Source organism: Photobacterium lucens (assembly GCF_009873615.1).
Lineage (GTDB): Bacteria > Pseudomonadota > Gammaproteobacteria > Enterobacterales > Vibrionaceae > Photobacterium > Photobacterium lucens.
The window spans coordinates 1-16,205 of record NZ_SSMG01000074.1 but is presented as its reverse complement, the minus strand read 5'-3'; the positions used below and the strand labels follow the sequence as shown (position 1 = coordinate 16,205).

The 16,205-nt window shown below is 41.1% G+C and carries 14 protein-coding genes; 4 read left to right on the top strand and 10 right to left on the bottom strand.

The window, feature by feature from the left end:
* Positions 1-33: 33 nt before the first annotated feature.
* The gene (locus E5A76_RS03945; protein WP_161118162.1) at positions 34-1,278 is read right to left on the bottom strand and encodes a carboxynorspermidine synthase; all 1,245 of its coding nucleotides are present in this window, start codon (positions 1,276-1,278) and stop codon (positions 34-36) included.
* Between the two features lie 38 nt (positions 1,279-1,316).
* Positions 1,317-4,223, bottom strand: coding sequence for a pyridoxal phosphate-dependent class III aminotransferase (locus tag E5A76_RS03940; protein WP_161118161.1), 2,907 nt, complete (start codon positions 4,221-4,223; stop codon positions 1,317-1,319).
* A 799-nt stretch (positions 4,224-5,022) separates the two neighbouring features.
* Here E5A76_RS03940 and nirB point away from each other — a divergent pair.
* The 4 genes from nirB to cobA all read left to right on the top strand — a co-directional run bounded on the left by nirB (position 5,023) and on the right by cobA (position 9,717).
* On the top strand, positions 5,023-7,572 hold the full coding sequence (nirB, locus tag E5A76_RS03935) for a nitrite reductase large subunit NirB (RefSeq protein WP_161118160.1): 2,550 nt from the start codon (positions 5,023-5,025) through the stop codon (positions 7,570-7,572).
* Positions 7,569-7,895 carry a nitrite reductase small subunit NirD gene (gene nirD, locus E5A76_RS03930; RefSeq protein ID WP_161118159.1) on the top strand — a complete coding sequence of 109 codons (327 nt, stop codon included), beginning with the start codon at positions 7,569-7,571 and terminating at the stop codon, positions 7,893-7,895. The genes nirB and nirD overlap by 4 nt, the downstream gene beginning before the upstream one ends.
* A gap of 111 nt (positions 7,896-8,006) precedes the next feature.
* Positions 8,007-8,819: a nitrite transporter NirC gene (gene nirC / locus E5A76_RS03925; protein ID WP_161118158.1), complete on the top strand. Its 813-nt coding sequence runs from the start codon at positions 8,007-8,009 to the stop codon at positions 8,817-8,819.
* 40 nt (positions 8,820-8,859) lie between these two features.
* The gene (cobA, locus tag E5A76_RS03920; RefSeq protein WP_161118157.1) at positions 8,860-9,717 is read left to right on the top strand and encodes a uroporphyrinogen-III C-methyltransferase; all 858 of its coding nucleotides are present in this window, start codon (positions 8,860-8,862) and stop codon (positions 9,715-9,717) included.
* Positions 9,718-9,838: 121 nt separating this feature from the next.
* Here cobA and E5A76_RS03915 read toward each other — a convergent pair whose 3' ends face one another.
* From E5A76_RS03915 to uvrY, 8 genes are all read right to left on the bottom strand, one after another.
* On the bottom strand, positions 9,839-10,243 hold the full coding sequence (locus E5A76_RS03915; protein ID WP_161118156.1) for an MAPEG family protein: 405 nt from the start codon (positions 10,241-10,243) through the stop codon (positions 9,839-9,841).
* Between the two features lie 22 nt (positions 10,244-10,265).
* Positions 10,266-10,553: a putative quinol monooxygenase gene (locus tag E5A76_RS03910; RefSeq protein WP_023931879.1), complete on the bottom strand. Its 288-nt coding sequence runs from the start codon at positions 10,551-10,553 to the stop codon at positions 10,266-10,268.
* A gap of 30 nt (positions 10,554-10,583) precedes the next feature.
* On the bottom strand, positions 10,584-11,036 hold the full coding sequence (locus E5A76_RS03905; protein ID WP_161118155.1) for an NUDIX hydrolase: 453 nt from the start codon (positions 11,034-11,036) through the stop codon (positions 10,584-10,586).
* An 89-nt stretch (positions 11,037-11,125) separates the two neighbouring features.
* Positions 11,126-11,629 (bottom strand): permease, encoded by a 504-nt coding sequence (locus E5A76_RS03900; protein ID WP_161118154.1) that lies wholly within the window; start codon positions 11,627-11,629, stop codon positions 11,126-11,128.
* Positions 11,630-11,688: 59 nt separating this feature from the next.
* A complete protein-coding gene (locus E5A76_RS03895) occupies positions 11,689-12,480 on the bottom strand; it encodes an SDR family NAD(P)-dependent oxidoreductase (RefSeq protein WP_107165224.1) in 792 nt (263 codons plus the stop codon).
* 359 nt (positions 12,481-12,839) lie between these two features.
* Positions 12,840-13,397, bottom strand: coding sequence for a CDP-diacylglycerol--glycerol-3-phosphate 3-phosphatidyltransferase (pgsA, locus tag E5A76_RS03890; protein WP_053986740.1), 558 nt, complete (start codon positions 13,395-13,397; stop codon positions 12,840-12,842).
* 109 nt (positions 13,398-13,506) lie between these two features.
* Positions 13,507-15,357, bottom strand: coding sequence for an excinuclease ABC subunit UvrC (gene uvrC, locus E5A76_RS03885; protein ID WP_161118153.1), 1,851 nt, complete (start codon positions 15,355-15,357; stop codon positions 13,507-13,509).
* Entirely contained in the window at positions 15,357-16,001 is a 645-nt protein-coding gene (gene uvrY / locus E5A76_RS03880; RefSeq protein WP_008987315.1) for a UvrY/SirA/GacA family response regulator transcription factor, read from the bottom strand. Before uvrY ends, uvrC begins: the two co-directional genes overlap by 1 nt.
* Positions 16,002-16,205 lie beyond the last annotated feature (204 nt).

Below are 16,205 nucleotides of genomic sequence, written 5' to 3'. Positions count from 1 at the left end.
TCTTTATACAAGCTCGCTTATAATAGATGTGTCTTATTTCAAGATATGAATATCAGGCTGGCCAACAGGCAATTCTTGAACATGCCAATCTAAACCAATTGTTGGCATTGTTGCTAAGAATGGATCTGGGTCTAGCTGCTCCATATTGAACACACCTTTATCTGCCCATTTGCCATTAAAGAACTGTAATGCGGCAGTTATAGCCGGAACACCCGTTGTGTATGATATTGCTTGATGCTCTACATCTTCATACGCCACTTCATGATCAGCGTTGTTATAGATAAACACACTGCGCTCTTTACCGTCTTTTTTACCTTGCACCCAAGTACCAATACAGGTTTTTCCTGTATAGCCCGGAGCAAGCGATGTTGGATCAGGTAATAACGCTTTCAAAACATGCAGTGGTTGTACGACAGTACCATCATGCAGCGTTAGTGGATCTGGACTTAATAAGCCAATATCACGCATACAATTAAAGTAATTTAGGTATTTGTCACCAAAGCCCATCCAAAACTCAATACGTTTTGCTGGAATAAACTCCTGCATTGAACGTACTTCATCATGTGCCATTGAATAAACTTTATGCTTACCGACTAACGGGAAATCAAACTCAAGCATGCGGCTATGACAACCGACTTGTTTCCATTCACCGTTTTCCCAATAGAATGAATCACCTTGGATTTCTAGCATATTGGTTTCAGGGTCAAAGTTAGTCGCAAACTTCTTACCGTGATCACCTGCATTCACATCCATGACATCAATGGTGTCAATTTCATCGAACAGATGTTTCACCGCATAAGCAGCAAATACACTAACAACACCCGGATCAAAACCTGCACCTAGAATGCCAGTGATCCCTGCTTCTTTGAATTTCTCACGGTAGCCCCATTGCCAATCATAAGCTTGTGGGACTTGCTGACCTTCAGAGCACAAATCAACCGCTACGGATGTATCTAAATACGAAACTTTCGTTTGATAACACGCTTCCATGATGGTCATATTGACCCAAGGAGGACCCGCATTAATTACCAAGTCTGGTTTTACTTCTTTAATTAAAGCGACTAATGCATCGACATCATCCGCATTAACAGTACGAGCTTGCAGCTTCTTACTTGGATCTTTTAAGTTATTTTTCTTATCAATTGAGCTAATGATCTTTTCGCACTTAGTAATAGTACGTGAAGCGATCGTGATATCGCCCAATACATCATTATTTTGCGCCGCTTTATGTACAACAACCCAGCCAACACCACCAGCACCAATTTGTAAAATAGCCATTATTTCTTTCCTTTTAAATTCATATATAGATGGTTGTCTTATTGAGTTGAAGACGATAACGATTGGCCCAATTGAGCGATTTTATTCAATAAGGTTTTAAAATCATTGATTGTTAGGCACGGATTTAAAATCGTGAATTTCAGTGCCACTTTGCCATCGACAAGGGTTTCCCCTAATACCGCTTCTCCTTTAACCAAAGCATCAATGCGAAGCTGCTTATTTAATTGATTGAGTTTCGGTTCTGTTATATCTGTATTGTCGCCCACATAGCGGAATAACACAGTCGAAAGCGCAGGATCAGCAAGCAGTTCAAAATTCGGCTGTTGATTGACTAAATCAGCTACAGACTGAGTTTGGCTCAACAGATGATCATACATTTCACCAAGCGCATCAGCGCCTACGCTTTGCATCGTCATTAACACTTTAAGTGCATCAAAACGTTTAGTGGTTGCAATCGACTTATCGACCAAATTCGGCAATAAATCATCTTCACGATTGAGATAATCAGCATGATGAAGCAGGTATTTAAAGTGAGATTTATCTTTCACTAATACAGCACCACAGCTGATCGGTTGGAAGAAAAGCTTGTGAAAATCAACACTTAGGGAATCAGCTTTTTCAATGCCATGTAAGCGACTTTGATGACGACTTAAAATCAGCGCACCGCCATAAGCACCATCGACATGAAACCAAAGGTTATAACGAGCTGAAATATCTGCTAGGCCAGTCAAATCATCAATTGCACCGTGATCTGTTGTTCCTGCTGTTCCAACAACAGCAAACGGAATAAGGTCGTCTGCTTTTAATGATTCAATCGTGGTAATTAATGATGCTAATTGAATAGTGCCATCAGGATTAGTATCAACACATACGACAGACTGCTCACCAAGTCCCATTAATGATGCTGATTTTTGCACGGTGAAATGCGATTTTTTTGAACATAAAATACGCATTTTTTCTGCATAGGTAGGTAAACCTTGCTGCTGAATATTATGGCCAGAAATCGTATCTGCCGCCCAATCACGAGCCAGCAATAACCCCATCAAATTACTTTGTGTGCCGCCACTGGTGAACACACCATCAGCTTGATGACCGAGTTGATAGATCTCACATAACCAATCTACAATTTTTTGCTCAACAAATGTCGCAGCACTAGCTTGATCCCAAGAGTCCATTGACTGATTTAAAGCCGCAATAAAGGCTTCTGCGGCAATAGCAGGTACAAGTGGCGGTGTATGCAAATGGGCAATACAGTGCGGGTGTTGCACCATGATTGAGTGCTTCGCGATAAGATCGCCCGTTTGTTCAATCACAGCATCTAATGAAGATTGTGGCTGATTTAAATCAATACCATTAATTAAGGTCTTGAGTACTTGAGGATCTAAACCAGAATATGGCTGATTAGTTTGCTCAAACACTTTCTTCAGCACTTGCGTAGTGTGATTGAGCGCCACTTCAAACGTTTCAGCCCCCCCTTTCCCCGTTTGAATAAAGTGTTGTTGCCAATTAGATATGGGAGTATCAACAACTTGCGTTTGAGCAATGGGCGTTACATGCGCTTCAATTGCTGCTTTCATTGTTGCTAATACAAAATCCAACTGCTCAAAACTGATGATCAATGGCGGTAAGAAGCGTAATACTGAACCTTGTCGACCACCTTTTTCAATGATCAAACCACGCTCAAGGGCTGAGCGTTGAATAGCAGCAGTTAAATCAGGATCTGCCACAGGCTCACCAAATTTGTTCTTACTTCCATCTGCTTTAACAATCTCAACACCTAGCATTAAGCCTTTGCCACGCACTTCCGCAATACAGCTGGTCTCTGCTGCGATTTTCTCTAAACCACAACGTAGATACATTCCTGCTTTTTGTGCATGCTCTACCAAACCATCACGTTCAATAATTTCTAATGCTTTGGCACCTGTCGCCATTGCCAGCTGATTACCACGAAATGTGCCTGTGTGTTCGCCCGGATTCCAGCTATCAATCTCTTTATTGAAAACCAGTACAGACATTGGCAAACCACCGCCAACCGCTTTTGATAAACATAGAATATCAGGGGTAATACCTGACTCTTCAAAAGCAAAGTTAAATCCTGTTTTACCTATACCACATTGAATTTCATCGAAAATAAGTAAAATACCGTGCTCTTGGGTAATTCGACGTAATTCTCGCAGCCAAAAAGCAGGTGCAGGAATAACACCGCCCTCGCCTTGCACAGGCTCAACAATGATTGCTGCTGGTTTTTGAATACCACTTTCATCATCACAAAGCATACGCTCAATATATCGAAGGCTTTGTTTAGCGCCTTCATCACCGGACAAACCATACGGACAACGTAGTGAATAAGGAAATGGTAAGAAATGCACGTCTGCCATTAACCCTTGGCGGCGAGATTTAGTGTTTAGATTACCCATCATCGCCATGGTGCCGTTCGTCATACCGTGATAGGCACCGTGGAAGGCTGCCATGGTATTTCGACCCGTGGTTTGCTTTGCTAATTTAATCGCAGCTTCTACGGCATCGGCACCAGATGGACCACAAAACTGTACACAAGCATTGTTTGCAAACGACTCTGGTAGGAAATTAATCAGTTGTTTGATGAAGTTATCTTTCGCTGCCGTTGTAATATCAAGGGTTTGATATGGCAGGCCAGATTCTAATTGTTCAACAATCGCTTTATTGATTTCGGGGTGGTTATAACCCAGTGCTAATGTACCTGCCCCTGCTAAGCAATCGACAAACAACTGCCCACGGGTATCTTCGACTAACACACCTGCTGCTTTAGCAATAGCAAGTGGTAGGCGTCGCGGATATGAGCGAACTTCTGACTCATAATGTTCTTGGCTTAGTAATAACTCATCAAGCGTTAAGTCATATAAGTCATTAACAACAGGTACAGTTACAGAGAGCTCTGTTTCTTGAAAATTAAAAAGTGTAGACATATCTCGTTCCAATCATTACCGCTCCATTACCACCGAATAGATGTGACAAAAGAGAGGTACATAGCTGTACAACTAACAATGTAAGCACCTGATTTGGGTGCTAATGAAATGGAATTACGTATTTAAAGCGTATCAAAAATGCCTTTTACTTACGTAAAAAGCGAAAGACGCACGACAAACGTAATATTCGATCAGGAACGATCAAGGCTCCGTGATAACACGGTATTTCGGTAAGTGAAAACCAAAATGGAATGATAGCGATACAAAATTCACTGTTGGGTTCCTTCAATATGTGTTCGCTTTCTTGTCAGCAAAACAGCGTATTAATTCCCTTCTATTTATGCATCGATTGCATAAATACCTACGGCGTAATTACAGTTCAATTACTTATCGTCCTGCTTATCAGCAAGGATTGCGCAGAAAAATATCACAAGACTGAATAGAAAAACAACAACCATTAATAAAAAAACATAATCTTTTACATTGATTTTAAATTACTCGGTAGACACCGAAATACATTCTAGAAAACACAGTATTTATTACTAACTTCTCACATTTAAACGATACAAAACAAATAAGTGTATTTAAAAACAATAAGATAAACTTACCTCGTAGTTAAGCAAAACTTAAAGCTGCAACATAGCATCTTGCAAACCCACCTTAAAAAACCACATAAACAATTGATTTTACAGAACTACCCCTAAAGAGGTATTTAGAATACCTCTTGATTTAAATCATATTTCTTCACAATTTGTCTTAATACACTGAATGCAATTTAAAGCATGGTTAAGTAGGTGTTATGAGTAAAGTCAAATTGGCGATTATCGGCAACGGTATGGTCGGCCACCGTTACATCGAAGAGTTAATTGATCGCACAGAGATCAATAACTACGAGATCACTGTCTTCTGTGAAGAGCCTCGCGTCGCTTATGACCGTGTGCATTTATCATCTTATTTTTCTCACCACACAGCCGATGAGCTCTCTCTTGTAAAACAAGGGCTTTACGAAAAACACGGTATTAATGTGCTGTTAGGTGAACGTGCTATTAACGTAAACCGTGAGCAAAAACTCATCCTATCTAACACTGGCCGTGAAATTCGTTACGACAAACTGATCATGGCAACAGGCTCCTACCCTTGGGTTCCACCTATCAAAGGTAGTGAAAATAAAGACTGTTTTGTTTACCGCACGATCGAAGATCTCAAAGCCATTGAAGCAACCGCAAAACGCAGCAAAAGTGGTGTTGTAATCGGCGGTGGTCTTTTAGGACTCGAAGCTGCTGGCGCATTAAAAGCATTAGGTGTTGAAACCCATGTGATCGAATTTGCCCCAGTACTCATGGCTGAGCAATTAGATCCACAAGGTGGTCAGCAATTACGCAAAAAGATCGAGCAATTAGGCGTTAACGTTCACACCAGCAAAAATACAAAAGAAATTATTGCTTCTGGTGAAAATGCCCGTAATACCCTGCAATTTGCAGATGGCACATCACTTGAAGTGGACTTTATTGTTTTCTCAACCGGTATTCGCCCGCAAGATAAACTGGCGTCTCAATGTGGTTTAGAAACAGGTGTGCGTGGCGGTATTGCAATCAACAACTTCTGCCAAACTTCAGATAACGATGTTTACGCAATTGGCGAATGTGCTTCTTGGAACAACATGTTCTTTGGCCTTGTTGCACCGGGTTACAAAATGGCACAAATCGCTGTTGGTCACTTATTAGGTGAAGAGCAGCAGTTTGAAGGTGCTGACATGAGTGCCAAGCTAAAACTACTTGGTGTGAAAGTCGGTAGTATTGGCGATGCGAATGGTCGTACCGAAAACTGTAAGAGCTATGTTTACTTAAATGAACAAGAAGAAGTTTACAAACGCATTATTGTGTCTGATGACGGTAAAACACTGCTAGGTGCAGTACTCGTTGGTGATACTGCTGACTACGGTAACCTACTTCAGTTAGCACTTAACAACGTCGAACTGCCAGAAAACCCTGATAGCTTGATTCTTCCTGCTCATACCGGAGCAGAGAAACCTGCGATGGGCGTAGAATCGCTACCTGACAGCGCTGTGATGTGTTCATGTTTTGATGTGACTAAAGGCAAAATTGCCGCTGCTGTTGCCGAAGGACACACCACATTAGGTGAAATCAAAGCCGTTACTAAAGCCGGTACTGGCTGTGGTGGTTGTTTACCATTGATCACCCAAGTGCTTAATAGCGAACTTGCCAAAGCCGGTATTGAAGTGAATAACCATCTTTGTGAGCACTTTGCTTATTCTCGCCAAGAGCTATTCCATCTGATCCGTATTGAAGAGATCAAATCCTTCGATGAGCTATTAGCGAAATACGGGCAAGGCTATGGCTGTGAAGTCTGTAAGCCAACGGTTGGCTCTATTCTGGCTTCTTGCTGGAATGACTATGTCCTAACGCCACAAAATACCCCACTGCAAGACACCAATGATATTTTCCTTGGCAACATGCAAAAAGATGGCACTTACTCTGTGATCCCACGTATGGCTGGCGGTGAAGTGACACCTGCAGGTTTATTAGCAGTGGCGCAAGTCGCTAACGACTATAACCTTTACACCAAGATCACAGGTGCGCAGCGTATTGGTTTATTTGGCGCTCAAAAAGACGATTTACCAGCAATTTGGAAACGCTTAATTGAAGCGGGTTTCGAAACAGGTCAAGCCTATGCAAAAGCGCTACGTATGGCGAAAACTTGTGTTGGTAGCACTTGGTGTCGCTTCGGTGTGCAAGACAGCGTTGGCTTAGGTGTAGAACTTGAAAATCGCTACAAAGGGATCCGTACTCCTCACAAGATGAAGTTTGGTGTTTCTGGCTGTACCCGTGAGTGTGCTGAGGCCCAAGGTAAAGATCTTGGCATCATCGCAACGGACGCTGGTTGGAACATGTACGTTGGTGGTAACGGTGGTATGAAACCTCGCCACGGTGATTTACTGGCAGCCGATCTCGACCATGACACACTCATCAAATACGTCGATCGCTACTTGATGTTCTATGTCCGTACTGCCGACAAACTACAGCGTACCTCTACTTGGTTAGAAAGCCTTGATGGTGGTGTTGAATACCTACGTGAAGTGATTGTTAACGACAAGCTAGGTATCAACGAGCAACTTGAAGCTGATATTGAAAAGCTGATCAGTTCTTACCAGTGTGAGTGGTCAAATACACTAGATAACGAACAACAGCTAAAACGCTTTAGCCATTTCATTAACAGCGACAAGCGTGATGACAATGTGGTGTTTGTGCCTAGCCGTGATCAGCACCGCCCTGCAACAAACGAAGAAAAAGCGCACACCTATGCTATTTCATTGGAGGAAAACGTATGAGTTCTTGGATCACAGCCTGTCAATTAGATGATTTGATTCCGGGTACAGGAGTCTGCGCTCTGATTGAAAATACCCAAGTGGCTATCTTCCGTCCCGATCAAAGTGAGCAACTGTTTGCGATTAACAACATGGATCCTTTTTCAAAATCCAATGTGTTATCTCGCGGCATCATTTGCGAGCACCAAGGCGAATTATGGGTAGCTAGCCCTCTGAAAAAACAGCGCTTTGCGCTAGCTAATGGACGTTGTTTAGAAAACCCAGAGATGAATATCGAAAGCTATCAAGTTCAAGTCAAAGACGGCAACGTACTCATTCAGCTGTAACACGCTATTGGGAAATAGCCTCAGTGCTATTTCCCACTTTTTGGCATAGGTATAGAGCCTAGCGGTTAGGTTATCTATCCCAAAGAGTTTAATTTTATACAGGGAAATACTATGTACGCAGACACAATAAAGAAATGTTCAGCCAATGCCGCACGTATTGTTGAATTTGCAGATAAGGAAAAAGTTGGTTTTTGGCTAAGCTCCGCAATGGCTGGCGCTTATGTCGGTTTAGGGATCATTCTTATTTTCACCCTAGGAAATATGGTTGATCCTTCTATTCGCCCACTAGTAATGGGCGCGACATTCGGTATCGCACTTACCCTTGTTATCGTGGCTGGCTCTGAGTTATTTACAGGTCACACGATGTTTTTAACCTTTGGTGTGAAAACTGGTCAAATCACCGTTGCAGATACTCTTCGTGTATTACCACAAACATGGATGGGTAACCTACTTGGCTCCATTGGTGTTGCGTTACTCTTCTTCTACGCTGGCGGCGGAAAACTGCTTCCTGATTCAAGCAGCTTAGTGAATAACGTTGCTCTTGCTAAAACAGAAGCATCAGCCACTGTACTGCTCTTTAAAGGCATTTTATGTAACTGGTTAGTCTGTTTAGCAATCTGGATGTGCCAACGTGTTGAAGGCTCAGCGAAATTCATTGCTATTTGGTGGTGTTTACTTGCCTTTATCGCATCAGGTTACGAACACTCAATCGCAAACATGACGATCTTTGCTCTATCTTGGTTTGGTCAGCACACTGAAGCCTTTACTCTTGCTGGTATCGCTCACAACCTATTTTGGGTAACGCTAGGTAACACAATTTCAGGTGTTGTATTTATGGGATTAGGTTACTGGTTTGCAACGCCACGCGTACAACGTCCATACTTAGGATCTGCTCAAGCAAGCGCTCAAAAGCAAACAGCTTAATTTACGACATAAGATAAAGACTCAGCCTGGAGCAAATAGAATGACAACAAACGAAACTGTGTATTCACTACCACAATCAGAAGTAAAGGCTTGTGCCAATATCGGTAAAGTCATACTTGTTGGTGCAGGTCCCGGTGATCCTGATCTGTTAACAGTGAAAGCATTACGTTGTATTCAACAGGCTGATGTCATTGTCTATGATCGCCTTGTGTCTAACGAAATTGTTGAGCTATTCCCTCACCACTGCGAACGTATTTTTGTGGGTAAAGAAGCAGGCAATCATTGTGTGCCGCAAGGTGATATCAACCAAATTCTAGTATCACAAGCACTTAACGGTAAATTAGTCGTAAGGCTTAAAGGAGGCGATCCTTTCATTTTTGGTCGTGGTGGTGAAGAGTTAGAAGCGCTACTTCCTTTTAAGATCCCGTTTGAAGTTGTACCCGGCATTACCGCTGCATCAGGCTGCGCTGCTTATTCAGGTATTCCTTTAACACACCGAGATCACGCCCAAAGTGTTCAGTTTATTACAGGGCATCTAAAAGAAGGCAAAGATCAAATCGATTGGTCGTCATTAGCACGAGCAAATCACACTTTGGTATTCTACATGGGGTTAAACCAAAGCCATGTTATTCGTCATAAACTCAGTGCTTATGGCATGTCACTGGCAACCCCTATCGCTATTATCGAACGTGGTACAAGTTCACAACAGCGAGTACACACAGGCGATTTAGCTCAGTTAGAATCATTAGCAGAACACGCTGAAAGCCCTGCTCTAATTTTGATAGGCAGCGTGACGACACTGACTCATCACTTACATTGGTTTCAACCAGACGAGACTATTGACGCTTCTAGCTATCCCAAAGTTTATCAGTATCAAACAACACGTAAGGTAAGCTAACGCAATCAAATAAAAAGGCACTTAGCATTTTCTCTTTCTAGTAATAACTTAACCCCAGTGCCTTTTTAAATACGTTTTGTGACCATATTTTTAATAATCAAAGCAATAAGAACAACTCAACTTACAGCCAAGCCATTATCGCGGTGATAAATAATCCAATAAGCCCCAATAAACTCACCACGAAAAAGATGCTGCGTAATACTTTTAAATTAAAGTAATAGCACAACATATGCCCTACTCGTCCAAATAAATAAACCACAGCGAAACCATTAACCCAGTGAGCAATAGGCTGAGAAAATAGCGCAAACAGAACGAATACAATAAAGATCCCAAGGCTTTCATTACTATTAGCTAATGCTCTATTAGCTCGGAATAAAAAGTGTTCATGGTTAGCTTCAATGGCAAAACCGGGAATGTGCTTTTTACTAAGAATCGACACATCTAAAACGATTAACTGTAGTAACAACAACAGCCCCACTAAGCCAATAACCCAAATTGTGATTTTATAGGGAAGCAAAAATTCCATTGAACTGTCCTTTTATCAATATTTAATCGTTCTCGGTATGCCACACCTCATAATGACGTTCTACATTGACGGTAATTCTTCCCCATTCAGATGCTGTAACACGCCTTTGATGATGCTCAAAAGCATTATTGTTAGAAAACTCTTCATAAACATCAAAATAACAGGGAGAGTGTGAGCGTTGGTTAACATTAAACACTAAACAGCCGGGCTCTTGCTTTGTTAGTGCGACGTGTTTCTCAAGCGCTTTACTGACGATGTTCAATTCATCTTCAGGAACAACAATAAATCCTTGTAATATCACTTTTCCCATATCTTCAACTTCTTCGTTAGAGTGAAAATTCTATTTAATATTAACTTTAAAAAGAGGTTCGATAGGCTTATCAACAAAGTAAGCCCAGACATGCTCAAACACACGATGCTGATTAGGAAATGGCGTTAACGCTTTCGCTTCTTCTAATGTGCACCATTGATAATCCGTGTGTTCATGATTAAGTACTATGGCTTGATTGGGAGGACATATAACAACGAAAACAGGAATGATTTGCAGCACATTCACATTGGCTTCAAAAAATTGTTGGAGGTATTGAGCGTTGTAAAGATCGACAACGTTGATTTGAGTTTCTTCATAAAACTCACGAACAATGGCTTGCCAAGCGGTTTCTTCACCTTCGATAGAGCCGCCAACATGGCACCAATATCCGCCTTTTACTCGTTTCATCAGTAGCATTTTCATCACGCCATCTATTTCAGATAACGCAACCCCTGCCACAATGGAAGAATCTATCGGGATCATAATCTCACCTCAACATACTAAGTCTCATCAAACCTTAGCAGGTTATAAAATTGAATGCTGTATGATCCCGATATGCTTTCGATAAACTTCTAATTATTTGTATTCATGGCGCTTTCCCAGCGTTGAACTAAATTCGTTTTAGTTCTTTGTTCCACAATCATTGTGACAATAAAAGCCATGATCGCCACAATTGCTGATGCTGAAACCACAGGCACTAAAACAACACCAAAATAACGCGTCCAAAGAATAGCCAATGCCACGAACCAGCCAAATAGGAACATGGTGTTATTTAAAGAAATAGAAACAAGACTTAACAATTTCACTGATGATACTTGCGGTTTTAAATGCGGTGATTGTTTTAAGGTATGTGAGCTAAATATTTTCGCAGTAATAAATGAAAGTATTGCACCTAAACCAAAGGATAATGATACCGCTTGCCCCCAAACAGACACTTCAGTTGTTGAAATCATGTCAAGTGACATAGGCACATGTAATTTATCCGCAAAGGCATGTGATGCAACAAAGTAGTTGATAACCGCATTAATCACTGCGCCAATGACGGAATCTTTTAGAGATATTTTAACTGTATTCATCGTTTATAAATAACCATAAAAAAGGCCGTAAATACGGCCTCTTATTAATATTCGACTAATTAGAAGCTAACTTTGTCCGCATCAAAGTAGTAACGTGCAGGTGCGATATTCATACCACCAGTAACGGGTAAGCAAACACCTGTAATAAAGCCCGCTAGATCACTTGCAAGGAAGCTAACAGCATTCGCGATATCTTCAGGCTCACCCATGCGCTTAATCGGCTGGGTTGCTAAGAAGTTATCAATGAACTCTTGGTTCAAGTTGTTCTTCACCGCATCCGTTGCAATCATGCCCGGTAGAACCGCATTACAACGAATACCGAAACCCGCATATTGAATTGCGATTTGGCGCGTCATATGGTTAATGGCATTTTTCGCTGTACCGTATGAGATACTCGACATCTCAGCACTTAAAGAAGACAATGATGAGATGTTAACAATGCTACCACCACCGTTTTTCACCATCGTTGGGATCACGGCTTTTGACGGAATAAACACGCTATTAATGTTAGCAAGCATGTTCTTTTCCCAATCAGCAACATCAGTATGTGCTAAATCACGATCTTTACGTAAATCAACACCGCCAAAGTTATTCACTAGCACATCAATCTTGCCTTCTTTTTCAAGAATAGAATCAATCAGTGGTGCGTAAGAATCATTATCAAAGGCATTAAAGAACATGCCTGTCGCTTTACCATTGTTTTTCTTAATTTCTTCTGCTGTTGCTGCTGCTTCATCAACATTCCAATCAGCCACATAAACATTGGCACCTTGAGCAGCTAATAACAGGCTACATGCTTTACCAATGCCTTGTGCGCCCGCAAGTACTAATACTGTTTTATTCTGGAACATAACTCACCCATTATTGAACAATGTTTTTTATTGAATTCAAAAAAAAGCGTTACCATGTTGATATAAAAACATAACCCTGCTTTTTGTTATCTACAAATATAAGGCAAAGGTAAAATCAAATCTTCAACATAAGAAACGGTTTTCGTCGTTATACTGCTTAATTGAACCATGTTCAATAAATATATTGTAAATAATATTAATAACCGTTTTTTCGTCACGTAGTACCCTGTTTCTTACTCATTATATCTAACAAGCTAACGCCGCTTTGTTACTTTATGGATTAGAGAAATAGCGAAAAACCGCAAACAACAGATACAAAAAAGGCCTGATAATCAGGCCTTTATAAACAATATATTCGATTAATGGTTATCAGCGTTTAACAAGTCATCTTTCGCTGCTTTAAGGTATTGCACCATTGACCAGTAGGTTAATACCATTGCCACGTAAAGTGATGCGTAACCTAACCACACAACATATTCATGTGGGTGCCATAGTAATAATAGTAATGCGAACATCTGCGATGCTGTTTTTACTTTACCGACCCAAGACACAGCAACACTTGCACGTTTACCAATTTCAGCCATCCACTCACGCAGAGCTGAGATGATAATTTCACGACCAATCATAGTCACAGCAGGAATCGTTACCCATACTGAATGGTAATGTTCTACGACTAACACTAACGCTGTTGCTACCATTAATTTGTCAGCAACCGGATCAATGAAGGCACCAAAACGGGTGGTTTGATTTAACTTACGAGCTAAGTAACCATCAAACCAGTCAGTGACACCAGCAATCCAAAAAATCAACGCTGTAGCAAAAGCAGACCACTCGTACGGCACATAAAAGGCAATAACAAAAAATGGGATGAGTAGGAGCCGAACGAAACTTAAGATGTTAGGTATTGATAAACGCATAATATTATTCTTATGTTCAAAATCAGAGTTTAATCTACTCGACAAGCCTACTCCAAAGTATGCTTATGTGCGAATTTATCAGTAAATTAAACCAAAAAAGTGCAGCAAACTAACTATGTTGCAATGCATCGACTATTTTTTCTGCTAAAGCAGGGCTAATACCAGGTACTTTTGCGATTTCTTCCTTACTTGCTTTTTTCAGCTCTTGCATACCACCCATATATTTGAGCAACGCTTGGCGTCGTTTTGGTCCAATACCTTCTACATCTTCAAGACTACTGCGCTTACGTACCTTGGCACGTTGGGCACGGTGACCACTAATCGCATGGTTATGACTTTCATCACGAATATGCTGAATTAAATGCAGTGCAGGAGAATCACTTGGCATCGATATTTCTTCGCCAGTGACAAAAATTAACGTTTCTAAGCCTGGTTTACGTGTTGTCCCTTTGGCAACACCCACCAACATAGGACGCTTAGGCCAATCAGCAATATAAGGTTTTACTACATCATACGCTCTTGATAATTGACCTCTACCCCCATCGATGAAAATTATGTCTGGAATTTTATCTAATTCCATTTCTTTACTATAACGACGCTCTAAAACCTGTGCCATTGCTGCATAATCATCACCACCCGTGATGCCAGTGATATTATAACGACGGTACTCTTGCTTATAAGGACCGTCTTGGTTAAATACCACGCAAGAAGCGACTGTTTTCTCACCCATAGTATGACTGATATCAAAACATTCCATGCGTGAAATGGGCTTTAAGTTTAATGCTTGTTGCAGAGCAAAGAAACGCTCTTGTATCGTTAAACGATGATTTATTTTGCTCGTCAGTGCCGTCTCAGCGTTTGTTTTCGCCAATTTTAAATACTGAGCACGATTTCCCCGTGGATTGTATTTAAAACTGATGTTACGCCCCGCCATCTCAGTTAACGCTTTAGCAATGGTTTCTCCCTCTTCACCCAGTGTTTCACTTAATAAGATAGCGCTTGGGATCACACGTCCTTCAACCTGATTAAAGTAATACTGAGTAACAAACCCCGTTAAGACTTCGGTTAAGGTGGCATCGGCTGGGACTTTAGGGAAATAACTGCGGCTACCTAAGATCTTACCTTGGCGAATATATAAACCATGAATACAGGCTAAACCGTTGCTGTGTGCAATACCGATAACATCAATATCATCTTCATTATCTTGGCTAACGAATTGCTGCTCTTGAATACGCCTTAATGCCTGAATTTGATCGCGGTAAGTCGCAGCTCGCTCAAACTCTAATGCTTGGCTAGCTTGCTCCATTTTTTCGACCATAATGCTGATCACTTGGCGATCTTTGCCCTGTAAAAATAGCCGTACTAATTGCACCTGCTGCTGATATTCGTCATCGCTGATCAAACCTTCAACACAGGGTCCTGAACAACGACCAATTTGATACATCAAACAAGGACGACTACGATTAGCATAAACAGAATCTTCGCATTGACGCACAGGAAAGATTTTTTGCATTAAATGCAAACTTTCTCGCACTGCGCCAGCATCAGGGTAAGGACCAAAATACTCTCCTTTACGACGTTTAACGCCACGGTGGATCGACAAACGAGGATGTTTGCTCGCACTCAGAAGAATATAAGGATAAGACTTATCATCACGCAGCAATACATTGTATTTTGGCAAATACTGCTTGATGTAATTGTGTTCAAGGATAAGGGCTTCAGTTTCAGTATGGGTAACCGTCACATCCACATTGCTGATATTTTTCACCAATGCGCGAGTTTTTTCACCCGCAACATTAGTGCGAAAATAGCTAGATAGGCGTTTCTTTAAATCTTTCGCTTTACCTACATAAATAACAACACCAGCGGCATCGTACATACGATAGACGCCTGGCTGATGTGTTACTGTTTTCAGAAAAGCTTGAGGATCAAAACTTTTTTCGTTTGGAACATCTGACACTATAACGTCTCTGTATCAAGCATTCCGTGGCGAATAGCAAGGTGAGTTAACTCAACATCACCGCTAATATCTAATTTGTTGAACAAACGATAGCGGTAACTATTCACGGTTTTAGGGCTTAAATTTAACTGCTCTGAAATGTCAGTGACTTTTTGCCCTTTGGTGATCATCATCATGATCTGAAGTTCACGCTCAGAAAGCTCTTTAAAAGGGTTTTCAGAGTTTGAAGCAAACTGACTTAAAGCCATCTGCTGCGCAATTTCAGGTGAAATGTAACGCTGACCACTGTTTACCATTCGAATCGCATTAACCATTTCATCAGGACCTGCTCCCTTAGTTAAGTAACCAGCAGCACCTGCTTGCATTACTTTCGTTGGGAACGGATTTTCCGTATGAATTGTTAAAACAATAATCTTTACATCGGGATTGAATCGTAAAATCTTACGGGTTGCTTCAAGTCCACCGATACCTGGCATATTCATATCCATAAGAATGATATCGGCATGATTGCTACGACACCATTTTACGGCTTCCTCACCACTGACGGCTTCCCCTACCACTTTAATACCACGGACATCTTCAAGAAGACGTCTAATCCCTGTGCGAACCAGTTCGTGATCATCTACAAGGAATACATTAATCAAGCTGTATCTCCAATGATTTGGCTCTGCACCCAGCCGGAATGGCAGGATAGCTACTACTAATACTATATAATTCTACCTTAACTTAACACTTCACCTTATGCTGATTCTGTGTATCAGTGCAAAGTTTCGTACCAAGTTAAAGCTTGACATTAGACTTTCTTATTATTCTTTTTTACACGCTTCAAAATAAAAAACGCCAGCCGA

Bases quoted from the DNA above. Each gene is read 5' to 3' on its own strand.
- cobA (WP_161118157.1), top strand. From the start codon at position 8,860: ATGACAACAAACGAAACTGTGTATTCACTACCACAATCAGAAGTAAAG.
- E5A76_RS03915 (WP_161118156.1), bottom strand. From the start codon at position 10,243: ATGGAATTTTTGCTTCCCTATAAAATCACAATTTGGGTTATTGGCTTA.
- E5A76_RS03900 (WP_161118154.1), bottom strand. From the start codon at position 11,629: ATGAATACAGTTAAAATATCTCTAAAAGATTCCGTCATTGGCGCAGTG.
- E5A76_RS03940 (WP_161118161.1), bottom strand. From the start codon at position 4,223: ATGTCTACACTTTTTAATTTTCAAGAAACAGAGCTCTCTGTAACTGTA.
- E5A76_RS03945 (WP_161118162.1), bottom strand. From the start codon at position 1,278: ATGGCTATTTTACAAATTGGTGCTGGTGGTGTTGGCTGGGTTGTTGTA.
- E5A76_RS03905 (WP_161118155.1), bottom strand. From the start codon at position 11,036: ATGATCCCGATAGATTCTTCCATTGTGGCAGGGGTTGCGTTATCTGAA.
- nirB (WP_161118160.1), top strand. From the start codon at position 5,023: ATGAGTAAAGTCAAATTGGCGATTATCGGCAACGGTATGGTCGGCCAC.
- E5A76_RS03895 (WP_107165224.1), bottom strand. From the start codon at position 12,480: ATGTTCCAGAATAAAACAGTATTAGTACTTGCGGGCGCACAAGGCATT.
- nirD (WP_161118159.1), top strand. From the start codon at position 7,569: ATGAGTTCTTGGATCACAGCCTGTCAATTAGATGATTTGATTCCGGGT.
- nirC (WP_161118158.1), top strand. From the start codon at position 8,007: ATGTACGCAGACACAATAAAGAAATGTTCAGCCAATGCCGCACGTATT.
- E5A76_RS03910 (WP_023931879.1), bottom strand. From the start codon at position 10,553: ATGGGAAAAGTGATATTACAAGGATTTATTGTTGTTCCTGAAGATGAA.
- pgsA (WP_053986740.1), bottom strand. From the start codon at position 13,397: ATGCGTTTATCAATACCTAACATCTTAAGTTTCGTTCGGCTCCTACTC.